This window comes from Pyrococcus woesei (assembly GCF_050496105.1).
Taxonomy (GTDB): domain Archaea; phylum Methanobacteriota_B; class Thermococci; order Thermococcales; family Thermococcaceae; genus Pyrococcus; species Pyrococcus furiosus.
In genome coordinates, this window is the sequence record NZ_CP179867.1 from 1500462 (window position 1) to 1518597 (window position 18136).

General features: G+C 41.8%; 15 protein-coding genes and 1 CRISPR repeat array. Of the genes, 7 read left to right on the plus strand and 8 right to left on the minus strand.

Annotated features, from left to right (window positions below; translation table 11 throughout):
* Positions 1–62: 62 nt before the first annotated feature.
* The 3 genes from cas6 to ACMFNG_RS08310 form a co-directional block, all read right to left on the minus strand.
* Positions 63–857: a CRISPR-associated endoribonuclease Cas6 gene (gene cas6 / locus ACMFNG_RS08300; RefSeq protein WP_014835338.1), complete on the minus strand. Its 795-nt coding sequence runs from the start codon at positions 855–857 to the stop codon at positions 63–65.
* 108 nt (positions 858–965) lie between these two features.
* Entirely contained in the window at positions 966–2576 is a 1611-nt protein-coding gene (locus tag ACMFNG_RS08305) for a carbamoyltransferase family protein (protein ID WP_011012272.1), read from the minus strand.
* A 32-nt stretch (positions 2577–2608) separates the two neighbouring features.
* Positions 2609–2815, minus strand: coding sequence for a hypothetical protein (locus ACMFNG_RS08310; protein WP_011012273.1), 207 nt, complete (start codon positions 2813–2815; stop codon positions 2609–2611).
* Positions 2816–2949: 134 nt separating this feature from the next.
* Between ACMFNG_RS08310 and ACMFNG_RS08315 the strand changes: the two genes are divergently transcribed.
* The 3 genes from ACMFNG_RS08315 to ACMFNG_RS08325 all read left to right on the plus strand — a co-directional run bounded on the left by ACMFNG_RS08315 (position 2950) and on the right by ACMFNG_RS08325 (position 6560).
* Complete coding sequence (locus ACMFNG_RS08315; RefSeq protein WP_011012274.1) at positions 2950–3492, plus strand: adenylate kinase family protein; 543 nt, start codon at positions 2950–2952, stop codon at positions 3490–3492.
* 2 nt (positions 3493–3494) lie between these two features.
* Positions 3495–4364 carry a zinc metalloprotease HtpX gene (gene htpX / locus ACMFNG_RS08320; RefSeq protein ID WP_011012275.1) on the plus strand — a complete coding sequence of 290 codons (870 nt, stop codon included), beginning with the start codon at positions 3495–3497 and terminating at the stop codon, positions 4362–4364.
* A 72-nt stretch (positions 4365–4436) separates the two neighbouring features.
* Entirely contained in the window at positions 4437–6560 is a 2124-nt protein-coding gene (locus tag ACMFNG_RS08325) for a restriction endonuclease (protein ID WP_011012276.1), read from the plus strand.
* A 33-nt stretch (positions 6561–6593) separates the two neighbouring features.
* On the opposite strand, the gene infB is transcribed toward ACMFNG_RS08325, so the two are convergent.
* The 3 genes from infB to ACMFNG_RS08340 form a co-directional block, all read right to left on the minus strand.
* A complete protein-coding gene (infB, locus tag ACMFNG_RS08330) occupies positions 6594–9548 on the minus strand; it encodes an intein-containing translation initiation factor aIF-2 (RefSeq protein ID WP_011012277.1) in 2955 nt (984 codons plus the stop codon).
* A gap of 132 nt (positions 9549–9680) precedes the next feature.
* Positions 9681–10786: a CRISPR direct-repeat array (repeat unit 30 nt; unit sequence TCTTCAATTCTTTTGTAGTCTTATTGGAAC).
* A gap of 478 nt (positions 10787–11264) precedes the next feature.
* Positions 11265–12527: a UbiD family decarboxylase gene (locus ACMFNG_RS08335; RefSeq protein ID WP_011012278.1), complete on the minus strand. Its 1263-nt coding sequence runs from the start codon at positions 12525–12527 to the stop codon at positions 11265–11267.
* The gene (locus ACMFNG_RS08340) at positions 12508–13674 is read right to left on the minus strand and encodes a tRNA pseudouridine(54/55) synthase Pus10 (RefSeq protein WP_011012279.1); all 1167 of its coding nucleotides are present in this window, start codon (positions 13672–13674) and stop codon (positions 12508–12510) included. The genes ACMFNG_RS08335 and ACMFNG_RS08340 overlap by 20 nt, the downstream gene beginning before the upstream one ends.
* A 65-nt stretch (positions 13675–13739) precedes the next feature.
* On the opposite strand from ACMFNG_RS08340, the gene ACMFNG_RS08345 reads away from it, so the two are divergent.
* From ACMFNG_RS08345 to panB, 4 genes are read left to right on the plus strand one after another with little or no spacing between them, the layout of a single operon-like run.
* Entirely contained in the window at positions 13740–14567 is an 828-nt protein-coding gene (locus ACMFNG_RS08345; RefSeq protein WP_011012280.1) for a translation initiation factor IF-2 subunit alpha, read from the plus strand.
* Positions 14568–14572: 5 nt separating this feature from the next.
* Positions 14573–14755 (plus strand): RNA-protein complex protein Nop10, encoded by a 183-nt coding sequence (locus tag ACMFNG_RS08350; protein WP_011012281.1) that lies wholly within the window; start codon positions 14573–14575, stop codon positions 14753–14755.
* Positions 14752–15555: a proteasome assembly chaperone family protein gene (locus ACMFNG_RS08355; RefSeq protein WP_014835340.1), complete on the plus strand. Its 804-nt coding sequence runs from the start codon at positions 14752–14754 to the stop codon at positions 15553–15555. Before ACMFNG_RS08350 ends, ACMFNG_RS08355 begins: the two co-directional genes overlap by 4 nt.
* A gap of 28 nt (positions 15556–15583) precedes the next feature.
* Positions 15584–16435, plus strand: a complete 852-nt coding sequence (gene panB / locus ACMFNG_RS08360; protein ID WP_011012283.1) for a 3-methyl-2-oxobutanoate hydroxymethyltransferase — start codon at positions 15584–15586, stop codon at positions 16433–16435.
* On the opposite strand, the gene ACMFNG_RS08365 is transcribed toward panB, so the two are convergent.
* Together ACMFNG_RS08365 and ACMFNG_RS08370 are read right to left on the minus strand one after the other, a co-directional pair.
* Positions 16425–17228 (minus strand): DMT family transporter, encoded by an 804-nt coding sequence (locus ACMFNG_RS08365; RefSeq protein WP_011012284.1) that lies wholly within the window; start codon positions 17226–17228, stop codon positions 16425–16427. The two genes, panB and ACMFNG_RS08365, sit on opposite strands and share 11 nt — an antisense overlap.
* Positions 17212–18099 (minus strand): Mrp/NBP35 family ATP-binding protein, encoded by an 888-nt coding sequence (locus ACMFNG_RS08370; protein WP_011012285.1) that lies wholly within the window; start codon positions 18097–18099, stop codon positions 17212–17214. The genes ACMFNG_RS08365 and ACMFNG_RS08370 overlap by 17 nt, the downstream gene beginning before the upstream one ends.
* Positions 18100–18136 lie beyond the last annotated feature (37 nt).

Consider the following 18136-nt stretch of genomic DNA (forward strand, 5'->3'; position numbering starts at 1 on the left):
TAATATAACCAGAGAAAAAGCTGAAAGAAAAAATTAGAATTTTTTAAACCTTAACAAAGTAATTATACTCCAGTTTTTAATTCCTCTCTACTGTTGAATGTTATCTTTTCTTGCTCTTCAGCCTCCTTCGTCGTTTTATTGCCCTCAACCTTAACCATTCCGAAGCCCAGGGAATTCTTTTCTCCGAACCCTACTTCGTATCCAACTTTTAGGAGGTCATCATTTCCATAAGCCCTAAACACCAAATGCCACGCAGTCTGGTAAATCCCCGGTTTTATTCTAAATCGCTTTGGTTTTGCAATTAAAACCTCCATTTCAAATTCACTGGGAGGTTTATCTCCATAGGCCATAACGTACTTATCCTGCAGGTCGTCTTTTATAATAGAGTAGAACTCTTTTTCCATTGGGGGAACGTCATATGACTTGCCGTTTCTTACTACTGTAACGGCTATTGGGGAGAGCGTTACAAAGGTTGAACCGTTGAACTTCTTGGGCTCTCTTAAAACCTTAATTTCATGAAGATAAAACCTCTCATCCCACAGCCTAACTTCTGGGTTCATTAACAATCCATTCACCAAGGCCTCAGCTATCTCAGGGACGCAAGTAGAAAAGTAGAAAAATCCTTTTTTATATCCTAGGAAATATGGCAAGCCTTTGGGATGTTCTCTTTTTTCGGCCATAAAAAGTGAATACGTAAAGAGTTTAGGGCCCTTAACTTCATGGAGATATGTTGCAAGCTTCGGATTGGAAGATTTAATAGCGTTGTATATTAAACCCTGGAGGTAGTATTGATGATTGTAGGGTACTTTAAATGCCCTATCCTTATCCTCTGGAACTAGTCTTATTAAAAACCTCATTTATACCACCACGTGAACCTACCTCCAAGAACTTTAGTCACTTAATTTTTATAAAGTTTATGGAAAGAACAATGATACTAATTCAAAATAAACATAATTACTAAGAGGTTAAGTTTGCCACACAACCAATCCTTCAGCTACCAGCAAGTCTAGCTTTGCTAATTTGAAGGTTTTTATTGCATCTTTTGGAGAGCAAACAATTGGCTCCCCATGCATGTTGAAGGATGTATTCAAAACAGCCCCTACTCCAGTTCTCTTCTCAAATTCCTTTATAATTTTGTAATAGACCGGATTGTGCATGTAATTTACGGCCTGAGGTCTTGTACTTCCATCGACATGAACAACAGCTGGAGCTAAGCTCTTGAATTCATCAGAGGCTAAATAACTCATTGTCATGAACCTGTTGGGCTCGCCCGTAAGGTCTGCCAGGTATTCTTCCGCTCGCTCCTCAAGTATGGACGGGGCAAATGGCTGAAAGACATCTCTTTTTAGCGCAATGTTAAGCTTTTCCTTAACATTTTCATCCCTGGGATCGGCAAGTATTGACCTATTTCCCAATGCTCTCGGTCCATATTCCATTTTTCCTTGGAAAAATCCAACGATTTTTCCTTCCTCAAGCATATCAGCAACGAAAGATGGAACGTCATCGACTTCTTCCCATTCTAACCCTTCTTTGTTGACTTCCTCTTCAACTTCAGACTTAGAGTAACTAGGTCCAAGATATACATGTTCCATTTTAAATGGCTTCCACTTCCCTTCCAACCTCTCCACCTGGGCCTTTACATAGACAGCTGCACCAAAAGCCAAACCAGCATCGTCCATAGCAGGAAAGACCCAGATATCTCCAAATATTCGTCTTAAAACTGCGTTGGCCTTTACATTTTGAGCAACTCCTCCAGCGTAAGAAATTGGAAGGTTATAAGACTTCAACCTAATCCCCAACTCCTCCATAAGCTTTTCCAAGTGTGCTTGAGCACTTGCCGCTATCTCAATTGCCTTCTTCTCTAGCTCCCCACCTAAAATTCCTTTCTTCAAGTTAGATGACACTTCTTTGCTCTTTTCTAATGGAAATGAAAAGAATTCGGCCAGCTTTTTAGTTGTCTCTACACCCACGACCTTTAGATGATTTTCAAAGCTGAGGCCATCGAGTTCTATAATTGATGAAAGATCATAGCTCGGTTTTCCATAGGCGGCCAGGCTCATGACTTTTCCTTCGTGTCTCATTGGTTTAAACCCTAATAACTCCGTTATTGAAGCATAAAAATCTCCCAAGGAGTCAAGATACGTTGATTGGGCAATTCTAATAATCTCTCCTTCTCTCCCAATGTTTATCGTAGAGCTTAACCCATCTCCTGCAGCATCTATTGTTAAAACTAATGAATCCTTCAATCCTGAAGAATAATAAGCTGAGGCAGCGTGAGCCAAATGGTGCTCAACAAATATTACCTTGCTTTTAAAACCTGGGCCAAAAACAGATTTAAGATTCTTTTCAAGCTCAATTAACCTTTTTTGTTTTCTAAAAAGTCCAGCAACTGCTATAATGTCAACTTCTTCAGGGTAAACTTCTCCCATCTCCAAAACTTTTCTCAAGCTTAGCTCTGGAAATCCTCTGTACTTCTTGATCCTGTTAAGTCTCTCCTCATTAACCGCATAGATCTCGTCGTCTTTAAACAAAACAGCCCCTGCATCATGACCGTCATGAATTCCCAGGATTATCATCGGAGAAAAATAAAGACAATAGGGTTAAAAAGTTAGCTGCCCGCTTGTTTAAGAGCCCTTATAATCTTCGCCTCTTCCCGAAGAATAAGTTCCTTCTCCTTCTTTAATATCCTTATAACATTCGGATTTGGGAGCTTTTTCTGCCTCATAAGCCTTGTAAGTCTAGCCTCTTCAAGCAAAAGAATCTCTTTCCTCCTTCTTACAACATTTAACCTCTGAAGTAGCAACTTTACCTCCATATAATCACCTGGGAAATTTATTGGATTTTTAGATATAAAAGTATTTCGGTAAATGTTGAACTTAATCTCGACTTTCGACGAAGAGATTCATCTTTTTAAACTTTACTTGGAAAGTTAAAGAGAGGGAGAAGAGGATGATAATAGCTATTACTGGAACCCCAGGAGTTGGAAAAACAACAGTTGCTAGGAAATTGGCCGAAAAACTTGGGTGTAAGTATGTAAATTTGAGAGATTTTGCTCTAGAAAAGGGTATTGGGGAAGTTAAAGGAGATGAGCTTGAAGTTGAGGTTGACGAGCTAGCTTACTTTGTTGAGAAGGAGTTTAAAGGCAAGAACGTTGTTTTAGATGGGCATTTGAGCCACTTAATGCCCGCTGATCTAGTCATTGTTCTCAGGGCTCATCCAAAAACTATCGCAGAAAGGCTTAAAGAGAGGGGTTATTCCAAGGATAAAATCGGAGAGAACGTCGAGGCCGAGCTTGTTGATGTAATCTTAATAGAGGCTTTAGACGAGCACGAAAATGTCATAGAGGTTGACACGACGGGAAAGACTCCTGAAGAAGTTGTGAACGAAATTTTGAACCTTATAAACTCAGGGATTAAGAGGAGAGTTGGTATCGTGGATTGGACTAAAGTTTATGAAGAGATTATCCCATATTTAAGGTTAGGGGGTGATTGAGAGTGGGCATTGGATTATGGGTGAGAACTGGATTATTGATGGCATTTCTTACTGGCCTATTGGTGGGTATTGGATATCTAATAGGCGGTCAAGGTGGTATGATAATAGCCTTCACCATAGCCCTTTTCATGAACTTCTTCAGCTACTGGTTCAGTGACTCAATAGTCTTGAGTTGGTACAATGCCAGAATAGTTAGTGAAGAGGAAGCGCCAGAACTCCACAGGATAGTTGAAAAGCTTGCCATGCAGGCGGGAATTCCCAAGCCCAGAGTTGCTATAGTCCCAACATTAGTGCCAAATGCATTTGCAACCGGAAGAAGTCCAGAGCATGCGGTAGTTGCCGTGACTGAGGGATTACTGAGAATTTTGAATAGGGATGAATTGGAAGGAGTTATTGCACACGAGATAAGCCATATAAAGAACAGAGACACTCTAATTCAAACGATAGCAGCTGTTCTTGCGGGCGCAATAATGGTTCTCGTTAACTTTGCGAGGTGGTCTTTATGGTTCGGGGCTTACGATGAAGATAGAGATGGTGGAAACATAGTAGCTCTAATCTTGGCAATAATCCTTGCTCCAATTGCAGCAACACTAATTCAGCTCGCTATAAGCAGATCAAGGGAATACTTAGCTGATGAAACGGGAGCCAAGATAAGCGGAAAGCCTCACGCTCTAGCGAGTGCGTTAATGAAGATCGAAGAAGCCGTGAGGTACAGGCCCCTAAAGAATGGAAATCCAGCCACAGCCCACATGTTCATAGTAAACCCATTCAGAGGAGTGGACTTTGTAGAGCTATTTTCTACTCACCCACCAACTGAAAAGAGAATTGAAAGGCTAAGGAAGATAGCTATGGAGATGGGTATAATCTTTTGATCTTTTGATTTCTTCTTTCAGCTAAAATATTAAATACTTTTATTTCGTGATGATAATTTGTAGGGTGATTAAATGGGTAAGTGGAGCGATGATATTTTAATTAATGCATCGAAGGAGAGTCTCATACCCCTGATTCTAGAATTACTTAAGAGAACAGGGTTCAGAGAAAGCGAAAAGGTTTCTGAAGAATGGGGCTTTGACATAGTGGGAATCAGAGACGATCCCCTGAGCGGAACTGAAAAAGTGCTCTTAAAAATTCACACGAGTGGAATGCTTAGCTCTAAAGATGTGAACGTTTTTGCAGATGTCCTTAGAACGCATAAGGCAGACAAGGGGATTATAGTTGTTCCCTATGGAGTCACTAGAGATGCAAGAATTCTAATATCTAGAGACTACAAAGGACTTATAGTAACTTGGGATAGGAAAAAACTCATTTCTCTCTTTGAAAGATATGGAATAGAGCCTCCAGAAGAACTCCTACAAAAGAGGGAGGAAGAACCAAAAAAAGAAGAGCCAAAGTTGAAACCAATAAAGCTAGATGCTCCCCTCTTATTTGACGTCTCTGCCGAAGATCTCTTTAGAAAACTTATGGGATTTCTAAGTTCTAGATATCCTATAAAGAGAGAAGTTGTTAGTATAGAAGAGCTCAAAGTTAAGCTCTCCGTGGGGTACATTCTATCTTGGAGTGCAAACGAGAGGAAAGGAAAGGGTGTAGTTCTCTCTAAGGAGGAGATAGTCCTTGACGCCACGGAGGATGAAAAACTTAAGAACAACGTTTCCAAAGCCTTACTTAATGATTATTCTGTAATTACGGCAACTGACAAGGAGATTGACGTGACAATGACATTGACAGAAGCTGTTGTTCTCTTCAAAGAATTTGCAGCAAAGAATTTAGGCCTCCTTGAGAGTGACATATCAATAGTGGATAGAAAGAGAGTTTACCTCCCTGTTGAGGCTTATTTTAAGTTAAAAATTGGAGATAATGAAGGAAAGGCAACTATTGACCTAAAATCTGGAGAAATCAACGTTGAAATAACTCCACTTTCCCAGGAGTATCTTGTAGGGAAAGTAAAGGAAATAGTTGTTGAGAAAACAGGGGAAGAGGTCAAAGGAGTTAGAACAGAGGAGAGAAAAGGGAAAATTAGAGTTTACGGAAGCACGGAAAGGTTCAAGTTCGAATTCGTTGTTAATGTCTATACCGGGGAAGTTCTTTCTGAAGAGATAGTACTGACTGATGAGGCAATAGTGGAGATAATCAAGGAAAACTATCTGGGAGAGATAATAGGGATAGAGAGGGGCAAAAATACAGCAATAGTTGATCTACTAACTCAAGATGGAATATTAATAGTCGAGGTTGATCTTGGAACTGGAAAAATAAAAGAGGCTAAGAAGTTGCCAACTCCCGAAAAAGGTGCTGAAATCGCAAGGAATGTCGTTATTGAGAACTTTCCAATTAAGAACATCGAATTTAAATCGTACAGAATTCTCAACCATCAATACCTCGAAATAACGCTGGAAGGAGAAGACGGAAAAGCCATAGTAAAACTCGAAGGAGAAAGAGGAGAAGTTCTTGATTATAGTGTTGAGATCTCAGAAAAAGTTGCTAGCGAACTTGTAAGGAATAAATACGCGGGGAAAATTGAGGTAGAGAAAGTAGAGAAGGACGAAAGTTCATATATAATAACGGGAAGCTTGGAAAATCACAAAGTCAAGATAAAAGTCAGCAAAGACGGAAAGATTTTGGAGGAAATAGATAGAGTTCTGAAAGAAGAAGTTGCTAAAGAAAAAGCCATTGAGGCAGTAAAGAAAGTTGAAAGCGAAGGAGTTCTAGAGAGTCTAGAGCTAAATGACAATTGGATAGTCAAGTTCTCGGGCCCAAATAAAGTTGGTACGTTAATTCTCCATAGGGCAACTGGAGAAGTCATTAATAGAGATGTCAGATTTACAGAGCTATGGATAGAGAAGACATTCTATGAGCATCTAAAGAGGAAGTATGGAGAGTCAAATCTAAAGACAGAGTGGCTAATTCATCACAAAGATAAAGGGCAAGTTACGATAAAAGTTACTGGAGACAATGGAATCTACTATGGAAAAATAGATGTAAAGACAGGAGAAATAATTGAAGAAGACAAGGCACCGAAGAAGGGTGTGCTTGCAAAAATTAAACAACTTCAGCTAGATGCTAAGTACAAGTAACCCTTTTTAATATTTTTAAAAAAAAGAAAGCTCTCAAATAGCCCTCCAGAATGGATCTTCCTTTGCTTTTATCTGGGCAATAATCTTAAGAGCCTTTATATCACTATCCTCAAGTACATCCCTCAGATATTTCAGAAGTGTTATTGCGTCATCCCTACTGATATCAACGTAAAGGGTTTCCCCGGGATGAATGTGCCTCCCAACTATGGCCCCTTCTATTGCAACCGCCACTGCCTGGCCCTTCTTAGCTTCCTGAAGGAATTCATCCCTACTCTTTATTGACTTAATAGTTCCAACCTTTTGACCGTTCTGCTTTATTAGTGTAACTCCTGGCTTTATCCTTCCCTCTATGACCTCAATTCCAACTATTGCAGGGTTGCTCCTTCTAAATACATACCTCTCATCCGGATATAGCCTTATTACTCCTGGGAATGTCACTTTCGCAAGAAGTTCTCTCTTCTTCTTTTCTTCTTCTTCCTTTACCCAGGCCTCATAATCCTCTATCAGCTTGTATATTATGTTACCAACAAATATTGGAACGCCCTTGGCCTTCGCTATCTCTTGAGCATCCTCGTTGACCTTCACGTTAAACCCTATGATGACACCGTACTTTGGATCCTCCTCCCTAACGCTTAGAGCCTCCATTACATCAGTCTTGCTTATATTACCCACGTCAGCCTTTCTTATTGGTATCCCCTTCTCCTGCAACTCCTTGCTTAAAGCTTCTAGGCTTCCCAGGGTGTCTGCTTTTATTATAACTCCCATCTTGTCAGTGCTTATAACTACGCTTTGGATTTGCCTCATAATTTCCTCTTTAGCCTTCTCAACGGCCTCTGGCGTTGGAGCTGCTATCACTGGAGATCCGGCTAAGGCCTCCTCAAGTCCCGGAGCTGCTATCTTCACACCAGCCGCCGCGGTAACTTCATCAACATAATCAAACCTAAATCTTGGATCCCTAATCTCATCTAAGGGCTTTGGCTTAAGTAGAGCTCTAACCTTTGTTACTATCGCCTTATCTTTTCCTCCAACAACTATCGTGTCGTCCTTGTGTAGTGTTCCCTCGTAGATTATCACGTCGATGGTATGCCCCAGCCCAGGCTCTTCTCTAACCTCTAAAATCGTTCCTCTTGCAGGCCCCTCAACCTCTATCTTGAGCCTCTCTTCCAGGTATTTTTGACTCAATCCAGCGATTAAAACCAATAGTTCAGCTATTCCAATTCCGTATTTGGCTGATATTGGGACTATTGCCAACTCTCTAGTGAAGTTCTGAACCCTATCAAAACGATTAGCCTGGAATCCAAATTCATAAAACTTACCTATTAACTCCCAAAGTTTCGTTTCCAGTTCTTGAATTGCCCTCTGATCTTGCCTCTTACTGTTTAGCAAGAAGGGTTCATCTTCCTGAATCACCCATCCCTTTATTCTGTCTATCTTGTTTGCAGCAACGACGAATGGGGTCTTGTACCTCCTTAGGATCTCTATGCTCTCTATTGTCTGGGGTTGGAACCCCTCATTTATGTCAACTACCAAAACTGCTAAGTCTGCTAAGCTTCCACCTCTGGCTCTTAAGCTTGTAAATGCCTCGTGCCCAGGTGTATCTATGAAGAGAAGACCTGGAAGCTTTATCTCTGCCTTCCAGAGTTTTATTAGAGGACCCGCTATCTCCTTAACTACATCAATTGGGACTTCCGTAGCTCCGATATGCTGAGTTATTCCTCCCGCCTCTTTAGCTGCAACGTTTGTCTTCCTTATTCTGTCCAAAAGAGTGGTGTTGTGAACCAAAATTCCATTGGCCACGAAGTTGTGGGTTTCAGTAGTTACATCGTATACATACCCCTCGTATTCAATTCTCTCAACTTTTTCAACTGGAAGGAAGACTAAGTTTTCGACAATGTTCCTTACATAATCTACATCCTTTGAATCAAACTCTCTATTGCGCCAAACCTCCAGAAGCTCTTTTCCTAGCTCTGTAAGCTTTCCATTCTCTATTAGCCCTTCCTCTTCCAGAATTCTTAAGTAGTTTTCCTCCTTTATTCTTCCTTCTAGGACAGCTATCTTCTCCGCAAGGTTTGGGGAACCTCTCTCTATTCTCTCTAAAATTTCCATCAAGACTTCATAAGTTGGATTTTCCTCAATTCTAAGTTCATTTCTCGTGAACCCAAAGAGTAGGCCTAATCTTCTAAGCTCCTCCAATATTGGGTATCTCTCGCTCTCCTTTGCTTTTGATATTAGTTCGTCTAGCGCTTTAGCTTTTTCTGAATCTGTAAACCCAACGTGCTTTCTGAAGAGCTCAAGATTTCTCTTACCGGAAATCTTGAGTGTAGATTTTTCAATCCTCGATACTATTCCAAACCTAAGCAATAATAATGGGAGATCCTCAAAGAGGGGCACTTCAATATAGTTTTCTCTAACAACGCCTTTGGCATCAAAGTAACCCCTTAGGAATGCCGAGACAAGTTTTGAAGGAGCTAAAAAAAGAACCTTAATGGGGATATCCAATGATGCCCCAGCTAAGTAGAACTCTTTTTCATCACCCTTTATGCCAAGTTCCTTTGCAATTTTTGAGAACTTCATCAAATCCTCATTCCCATACACCCTCCTGGGAATAGCAATGTAGTCCCCTTCCTTGAGCTCACCAGCTTTTACCCACCCCCTATTAGTTAAGAATGGATGCTCAGGAGTTACGGTAACTGAATACCATCCATTGACCTTAACCCTAATCATCTCACCTTTGTGTGCAACTCTCCACACGTAGAGGGCATTGAGAAGCTTGACATTTCCTCTTTCATCTACACCTGTTAACATCTTCCCCAGCTTTCTAACTTCCTTCTCCTCATCCTTCACCACAACTTCATTTGCCAGCTCGAAGAGTTCTCTCAGTGTAACAAGTCCAATCTCTGGTAAAACAACTTTTTCTTCTGGAAGAAGACATTTTCCGTGGTCAACGTGACCTAGAACTGCAATGATGGGTTGTCTTATTTTCTTCATATGCCTCACCTCTCAAGCTAACCCAAAGGTAGGGGAAATTATAAACCTTATCTACACGTTCTTACAAGAAACTTTCCAAAAAATTGAAGTTTCAAAGTAAAACATTTAAGGGCCAAGGTTTAATGAAATAAGTCCTCAATTCTTTTTTAGTCTTGTTGGAACTTGAAAGCTCAATGTAATAAAATCCCTTCCCTATGTTCTTTCAATTCTTTTGTAGTCTTATTGAAACCTACGGTTAAAAACCCTGCAGATTCTCCCAGCATAGTCCCCCTTCAATTCTTTTGTAGTCTTATTGTAACCCAGTAGAGTTCACGACGAGTGGGTGCAGTATTCTCGCTTCAATTCTTTTGTAGTCTTATTGTAACTTAAGGTTGAGACGGAGAAGGCGTTTCTTGTATCTTTACTTCAATTCTTTTGTAGTCTTATTGTAACCCCGAAGACGTTCTCAAAGATTTAAAAAGAGATTTGCGCTTCAATTCTTTTGTAGTCTTATTGGAACGTAACAAAGGTGGGCGTTTCTAGAGAGGTTGGGCAAGCTTCAATTCTTTTGTAGTCTTATTGGAACTTAGGTACAAGCTACCCAAACACTCCCGTCTCATCTGCTTCAATTCTTTTGTAGTCTTATTGGAACGGGCTACGAGGACGCCCTGAGGATTATGAAAGAGGTCCTCTTCAATTCTTTTGTAGTCTTATTGGAACCGGAAGCTCATAGAGTTCAATGGAAGGTTGAAGCTCATCTTCAATTCTTTTGTAGTCTTATTGGAACGTTTGGGCGTATGGTGCCTTAGTGCACGAGTTCCACCGTCTTCAATTCTTTTGTAGTCTTATTGGAACAGACAAGGCCGACTGCAAGCGTTATCATCAAGCTGAAGAATCTTCAATTCTTTTGTAGTCTTATTGGAACAAGCCCTTGAGAAGGCGCCAGCCCTCGTTAGTGACTTCTTCAATTCTTTTGTAGTCTTATTGGAACTCTCACCTAACAAGAAATATAACAGGCTCTTGTTCAGTCTTCAATTCTTTTGTAGTCTTATTGGAACTGGCTCGATGCGGAGTTGGTTGTTTCAAAGGAAAGAATCTTCAATTCTTTTGTAGTCTTATTGGAACTGCCTAAGCAGAGGCTTGTTGTTCACAAGAAGTGGACTCTTCAATTCTTTTGTAGTCTTATTGGAACTTTTCACGTAGTTTATCACGTCGTCTGCATTTCTTCCTCTTCAATTCTTTTGTAGTCTTATTGGAACAGGGGGCTTTTTTGCCCCAATTCCCCATTGGGGTAATTATATCACTCGAATTTATAAGCCTTACGGGACATCCACCTTCCCCCACAACCCCCCATTTATAAACAAAACAAACCATTACAACCCTTTAAACCAAAAACAAACCAAAAAACTAGCCGATTACAAATACCCCTTACCAAACCCTATTCAACGAACAAGCTTCAATGATTGAATTGAGCTAATTCCTGCCTTTTTACAAGAATCCAACAAAAAACCTCAAGCAAATTCAAAAAACAATCCTCTAACACTTTAATAAAAACTCATCGAAAAAATTTCGTTACAATTTAACAATGAAAGTGTAACACAAAGCAAATAATAACTTCAAGTGACTAAATTAAACCCTAGCTTCTCCAAAACCTCCAATTCAAAAATTACGCCCTTAGAAAACTAAAAAACCAAAAAAGAAACCCGATCAACGTGTACCGAAAAAATTTCAAAAACTTCACTCTAACCTAGCCTTTTCAAACTCTTCTTTCCTATCCAAACTCTTCGTAGCATCTATACCCCACTTAGCTGTTAGTCCATCTTTCCCAGATGGATCTAATGAGCTCCCTCTAGCGTTTGGGATGATTACAAGATCTTTATCTGGCTGGAACCTCGTTGCCACCGCCCACTCAACTTCCCTGTCATCGTATATGTCTATATCCTCATCCACAACTATTACCCTCTTAAGGCTTGGATGGCCAGCAAATGCTGCCAGAATTGCATTCTTTCCGTCCCCCTCATGTTGCTTCGTTATTGAAACCACAGCGTGCAACCACATGCAGCCTCCTTCTGTCAGTCTAACTCCATGAACCTTTGGGACTACTCTTTTCACACTAGTATATATTTGCGGCTCCTTTGGAAGGCCCATGAGCATATAGTGCTCATAACCTCCAGGAAGTAAAGCGTGGAATATTGGATTGTCTACATGGTACATTTTCTCAAAAACAACAACGGGTTGCTTCCTAACTATATCGTAAGTCCCAGTTATATCAACGAATGGTCCTTCATCAACCATCTCATCGGTTATCTTAGCCTCAAAGACGAACTCACTCTCGACAGGGACGGGAATTCCGTTGACATCAACTACCTCTAACGGCCTTCCAAAGGCTCTCCTACTAATTGTAGATGCAATCTCAAGCTCACTTATTCCATAAGCTACGCTGGTCGCCCCAGCCAATAAAACGTGGATTGGGTTTCCAACTATTATCCTAACCTCTAACTCCTCCCCACTTTCAACACTCTCCTTCCACATGGCGTATAGGTGCCTGGGAACTATTCTAATGGCTGCTTTATTCTCATCCAGAATCATCATTCTGTGGAAAGAGAGGTTAACAAAGTCCCCTCTCTTTGCCACAACGATTGCTGAGGTAAAGTATCTTCCCCCATCCTTGGGGTAGAACTTGGGAACTGGGAGATCCAGTAGGTTTACCTCATTCTCGTTCCTTAAAAACTCCGCATCATCTACGATTTCATACTTCGATGGATTTTCCATGGAATAGGCTAAGAGCTCGAGGAGTCCCTTCTTGTCGGTATTTAGGAATTTTGCAATCCTATCTCTTGTTGACCAAATGTTCCCAGCAACTTCCCAGCCCTCAACGTCTTTGAATAAGACGGGCCTGTCCTTATACTTAAGCAGGTATTTAGTTATCTCGTATTCCTTTTTCACGGGCTTATCAACTATTACGGTATCATCAAACTTCTCAATTATCTCCCTCAACATCGTCCAACACCTCTAAAACATCTAAGATTTCACACCAAGCTTCCTTTCCCAAAATTTCAGACACTGAAGGGGTGGTCCTTCCCCTATCCCCAGATATCAGCTCTTTTATGTATAAACCTCCATCGGTGACTAACCTGAGTTTGAAGTGCTTGTCATCAATTAACTCTCCCTTCACATCGTAAACCTTTCTAACTCTAACTAAATCAGCTCTACTATTGAGCACTCTCCTGGGGGTTCTCTGTTTAATTTCCGCATTCTTTAAGGACTTAACTACCTTTTCAACTTCTTCCTTTGTTATTCCATCCTTAACGTAAACAATGGCCTCGTACACTTTTCTATGTCTTGTGGTTAAAATTCTCTCGGCTTCCTCTGGCGTTATGAACCTTAAATTAAGAACCTCCACCTTTCCACTTTGGTTTATCTCTTCTTCAATGTCCTTTAGATTTACTTTTCTCTTCCTGGGTCTCTTTATCTCAACTACGAAGGGCCTTCCATTGCCCAGCATTCTAACGTCGACGTCTTCTCTCCCAGCTCCTTTGAATATGCACTTTCCATGGAAGTGCTTCTTAAAAGCTCTGCAGATTATCGTTGCTATGCTCTCCTTAAACCCAGGGGCTGGAGTTTGGGGTATTCCTCTAATGAGCTTTCTATACCTCCCAGCTACATATATTGGATTTACCTGAAGTTCAACCTTTTCCGAGAAGGGCTCAACTATGAAGACAACGTCGGGCCTCTCTTTTACTGGTGTCTTTCCATATCTAACTGCAATAACTTTCCCAAGCTCCCTGTTGAACTCTTTTGTAATCTTTTCTCCACTCACTACTCTGAATTTCCTCCAAATTTCCTCCTCCTTTTTTTCAATTTCTTCTGGGAACCTCGAACCCACCCAGAAGGTTTCAAATTCTATTCCTTCAGCAGCTTTTATGCAGAGTTCAGCAAACTTATCGAGGTTATTAAAAACACCTCCACAAAGCTCACATTTTTCAGGCTCCTTATACTCCTTTCCAGTTTCCATTGAAAGAAGAAGCCTAATGGCTCTACCCCTTTCTTCGTTCGTTCCCTTCCCGAGTTTTCCAAATAACCTACCCAAGCAGTGGTTGCAGAGTTGATGCTCCTCCAATATCTCTCTGGCTTTTTCAAGTATCATCGCAATTATTTAAAGGGGCAACTTTAAAAGGATGAGTATTAAAGAGCCTTCTTGGAGGTGGAAGCATGCCCAGGAGAGCAAGGGAGTATCCCGAAGAGGGAGAGCTTGTGGTTGCTACAGTTAAGAGGGTTCACAATTATGGAGCATTTCTTGACCTTGACGAGTATCCGGGGAAAGAAGGGTTTATGCACATTAGTGAGGTGGCCTCAACCTGGGTAAAGAACATTAGAGATTACCTAAGGGAAGGTCAAAAGGTAGTGGCCAAGGTTATAAGGGTTGACCCAAAGAAGGGTCATATAGACCTCAGCCTAAGGAGGGTAACCCAGCAACAGAGAAAAGCAAAGCTTCAAGAGTTCAAGAGGGCTCAGAAAGCTGAAAACTTACTAAAGCTTGCCGCGGAGAAATTAGGAAAAGACTTTGAAGAGGCTTGGAGAGAGGTATGGGTGCCACTGGAGAACGAGTGGGGCGAGGTTTATGCTGCCTTCGAAGATGCAGCGAGGAATGGAATAGAAGTTCTCAAAGGCTACGTTCCAGATGAGTGGCTTCCAGTTCTCAAGGAGATAATTGACAGCTATGTAGAGGTTCCTACTGTAACAATAGATGCCGAGTTTGAAATCACTGTGCCAAAGCCAAATGGAATTGAGATAATTAAGGAGGCTTTAATAAAGGCAAGGGACAGAGCAAACCAAGAGAAAGACATCGAAGTTAAGTTCACCTACCTGGGGGCTCCAAGGTACAGGATAGACATTACGGCCCCAGACTACTACAAGGCCGAAGAAGTCCTGGAGGATATAGCAGAAGAAATTCTTAGAGTAATAAAGGAGGCTGGTGGCGAGGCCACACTTCTGAGAAAGGAGAAGAGAATTAGGAAGGTTAAGAAGAGGAAGAAGTGAGGGTTATGAGGTTTAGGATAAGGAAGTGTCCCAAGTGTGGGAGATACACCCTCAAGGAAGTCTGCCCTGTGTGTGGGGAAAAGACTAAAGTAGCTCATCCACCAAGGTTTTCCCCTGAGGACCCATATGGGGAATATAGGAGAAGGTGGAAGAGGGAGGTACTCGGAATAGGGAGGAAGGAAAAATGAAGGAAACCACAATTGTTGTATATGAAAGGCCCGATATTTATGACCCAATATTTATTGAGGGCCTTCCTGGGATTGGATTAGTTGGAAAGCTTGCAGCTGAACACTTAATTCAAGAGCTAAAGGCCAAAAAGTTTGCCGAGCTTTACTCTCCTCACTTCATGCACCAGGTCTTAATTAGAAAGAACTCAGTCGTAGAGCTAATGAAAAACGAATTCTACTACTGGAAAAGCCCTGACGATGAGCATAGAGATTTGATAATAGTGACTGGAGATACTCAAGTTCCTCCAACGGACAGCTACGGACACTTTGAGGTTGCTGGGAAGATGCTTGACTTCGTTCAAGAGTTTGGGACTAGAGAAATAATAACGATGGGAGGCTATCAAGTTCCTGAAATCCAAGGAGAGCCGAGGGTTCTTGCAGCTGTGACCCATGAGGACTTAATAGAGTACTACAAGAGCAAGCTGGAGGGCTGTTCAGTTGAGGTAATTTGGAGAGAAGATGAGGGAGGGGCTATAGTAGGTGCAGCAGGGCTCCTCCTGGGAATTGGTAAGCTTAGAGGAATGTTCGGCATAAGCTTGCTCGGAGAGAGCCTTGGATATATAGTTGATGCAAAGGCCGCGAAGGCTGTCCTTTCTGCAGTCACAAAGATACTCGGACTGGAGATAGACATGACCGCTTTAGATGAGAGGGCTAAGGAGACTGAGGAGATCTTGAGAAAAGTTGAAGAAATGCAGAGGGCAATGATGGAGCAAGTCACTCCAAAGTTGCCTCATGAAGAGGAAGACAGGGGATACCTCTAAATTTTCTCTTTTTTTCTAGGTGTTGGAGATGAGAGAAATCACCCCCAAGAGAATTATGGAAATGAAGGGAAAAGAAAAGATCACTATGATAACAGCCTATGATTATCCCTCAGCACTTCTTGCAGATAAGGCAGGTTTTGACATAGTCTTTGTCGGTGACTCCCTTGGAATGGTTGTCTATGGAGAGCAAAACACCCTCAACGTTACAATGGATCAGATGATTTTCCATACTAGGGCAGTTGCCAAAGCCGTGAAGAGGGCATTGGTTTTGGCAGACATGCCCTTCGGCAGCTATGAAGTTTCTGTTGAAGAGGGAGTGAAGAACGCCATAAAGCTAATTCAGGCCGGAGCAGATGCAGTTAAGATAGAGGGGGGCTATGACCATAGAAAACTTGTCAAAAAGCTGGTAAGGATGGGAATCCCAGTTATGGGCCACACAGGGCTTACTCCCCAGAGATACCTAAGGCTCGGTGGTTACAGAATAATGGGAGAGAATGAAGAGGAAGTTGAGGAAATATTGAGGGATGCAAAAGCTTTGGAAAAAGCTGGGGCCTTTGCCGTCGTTCTGGAATTTGTCCTAGCCGACGTGGCAAAGCTAGTTACTGAAGAGGTCTCAATCCCCACCATAGGAATTGGCTCTGGACCCTACGTTGATGGCCAAGTTTTGGTTTGGCACGATGTTTTGGGGCTATATGAAAGTTCACCCCCCTTCGCCAAGAGGTATGCGAACCTTAGAGAAGAAATACTGAGGGCAATATCGGAGTTTAGAAAAGAGGTTAAAGAAGGAAAATTCCCAGGAAAGGAGCACTACTGGGAATACCAAGATAAAGAAACATTTAATAGGATTAAAGAGAACGTCATGAGAAAGCTTAGGCTTTAGTTAGGCCCAAGGTTCCTAAAGTTATTAGGACAAACCCAGCAACATGCCAGAGAGTTACAGGCGTTCCGGTAAGTAGAGCTATTCCTATGGCAACTGCTGGGGCTGGGGTTATTATGGCAGTCGCGAGGGAAAGGTCTATTCTCTTTATTGCTGAGTACCATATGAGCTGGCCAAAGGCTATGATCATTCCCTCCACTACAGAATAAAAGGTGAAGGACATCTCAGTGAGTAGAGTAGGGATGAATAAGAATAGGGCCCCGAACGAATTTCTAAGGAAAGCTATTGTCTGTGGGCTACCCTTTGTTCTTTTTGCTATAACATGCCCTAACTGCCAGAATAGGGGAACCAATAATAGAAGACCATCTCCTGGGTTCAGTGAAACTCTCTTCCCTTGGGTTATTACAAGAACAACTCCCACAACAACTAAGGCCGAGTATCCAACTCTTCTCTTTGTTATTGCTTCTTTAAGGACTATATAGGATAGCAAAAAGGAAAACACGACTTCCGCTCTAGTTATTAAGGCTGCATTTATCGAAGTTGACATCCTTGCTCCAAAGGAATATGAGAGGTAAGCTAAAAAAGTCCCAAAGAATCCAATAAGTGCTCCCCTTTCCCACTCAGCCCTTACCTCCCCAAAGTTTGCAAAGGGGAGTAGCAAAAGTGAAGCAAAAAGAGCTGAGAAAAAGGCAAAACTTATGGGATTAACTGGGTTGTAGCTTATTATCACGGGTTCAAGGCCGTAAAGTATCATTCCCACTAAAGCCAAAGCAACTCCCTTACTTCTCTCTTCCATCGCCCTTTATTTCCTTGAGCTTATTAACAAGCTTTTCGGCTATCTCCATGAATGCCTTGGCAGCTGGAGTGTCTCCATACAGAACTATTGGAATTCCCAGGTCGCTAGCCTCTCTCGCTTTTAGGTCTATTGGAACTTTGCCTAAGAAGTCAACACCTTCCTTTTCTGCGAGCTTCTCTCCCCCTCCTTCCCCAAATATGTCGATTTTATTTCCACAGTGTGGGCAAATTAGATAGCTCATGTTTTCAATCACTGCTATGTAAGGAACTTCCATCTTCTTCATCATATTAACTGCTTTTCCAGTATCGAGGAGGGCCACCTCTTGCGGGGTTGTTACTACTATTGCGGCGTCAAGCTGGATGGATTGAACTACAGTTAGAATCTCATCTCCTGTCCCAGGGGGGAAGTCGATGATCATGAAGTCAAGTTCTCCCCACATAACGTCTCCCAAAAGCTGCTTTATGGCCTTTGTAACTAGGGAGCCACGCCATATTATGGGTTGATCCTCGGGAACCATCATGCCCATGCTCATAACCTTTATTGGAGTAACTTGGCCCATGAAGTCCACCGTTGGAGGAATCATTTCGAAGTGTCCGTCCTCAAACTTCTCGGCATAGATATCGGTGTTTCCAATTCCGAACATCTTTGCAACGTTTGGGCCGTGAATATCTGCATCCAAGATTCCAACAAAGTATCCCATCTTAGCTAAAGCTGCAGTTAGATTCACTGCAACCGTGCTCTTTCCAACTCCACCCTTTCCACTGAGAACAGCTATTTTGTACTTCCACTTCTTCTCCTTCTCCTTGATTCTTTGAGTCAGAGGATCAACGCCAAGACCAGGGACGTTCAAAGTTGGGGCCTTTATCGTCACTTACTTCACCCATCATAGGTAAGGAGGAGAGTTAAAA

Excerpts from the sequence above, each read along its gene's own strand:
- infB (WP_011012277.1), bottom strand. The coding sequence starts at position 9,548 with ATGAAGAAAATAAGACAACCCATCATTGCAGTTCTAGGTCACGTTGAC.
- ACMFNG_RS08350 (WP_011012281.1), top strand. The coding sequence starts at position 14,573 with ATGAGGTTTAGGATAAGGAAGTGTCCCAAGTGTGGGAGATACACCCTC.
- ACMFNG_RS08335 (WP_011012278.1), bottom strand. The coding sequence starts at position 12,527 with ATGTTGAGGGAGATAATTGAGAAGTTTGATGATACCGTAATAGTTGAT.
- ACMFNG_RS08315 (WP_011012274.1), top strand. The coding sequence starts at position 2,950 with ATGATAATAGCTATTACTGGAACCCCAGGAGTTGGAAAAACAACAGTT.
- ACMFNG_RS08305 (WP_011012272.1), bottom strand. The coding sequence starts at position 2,576 with ATGATAATCCTGGGAATTCATGACGGTCATGATGCAGGGGCTGTTTTG.
- ACMFNG_RS08365 (WP_011012284.1), bottom strand. The coding sequence starts at position 17,228 with ATGGAAGAGAGAAGTAAGGGAGTTGCTTTGGCTTTAGTGGGAATGATA.
- ACMFNG_RS08355 (WP_014835340.1), top strand. The coding sequence starts at position 14,752 with ATGAAGGAAACCACAATTGTTGTATATGAAAGGCCCGATATTTATGAC.
- ACMFNG_RS08325 (WP_011012276.1), top strand. The coding sequence starts at position 4,437 with ATGGGTAAGTGGAGCGATGATATTTTAATTAATGCATCGAAGGAGAGT.
- ACMFNG_RS08340 (WP_011012279.1), bottom strand. The coding sequence starts at position 13,674 with ATGATACTTGAAAAAGCCAGAGAGATATTGGAGGAGCATCAACTCTGC.
- ACMFNG_RS08345 (WP_011012280.1), top strand. The coding sequence starts at position 13,740 with ATGCCCAGGAGAGCAAGGGAGTATCCCGAAGAGGGAGAGCTTGTGGTT.
- cas6 (WP_014835338.1), bottom strand. The coding sequence starts at position 857 with ATGAGGTTTTTAATAAGACTAGTTCCAGAGGATAAGGATAGGGCATTT.
- ACMFNG_RS08310 (WP_011012273.1), bottom strand. The coding sequence starts at position 2,815 with ATGGAGGTAAAGTTGCTACTTCAGAGGTTAAATGTTGTAAGAAGGAGG.
- panB (WP_011012283.1), top strand. The coding sequence starts at position 15,584 with ATGAGAGAAATCACCCCCAAGAGAATTATGGAAATGAAGGGAAAAGAA.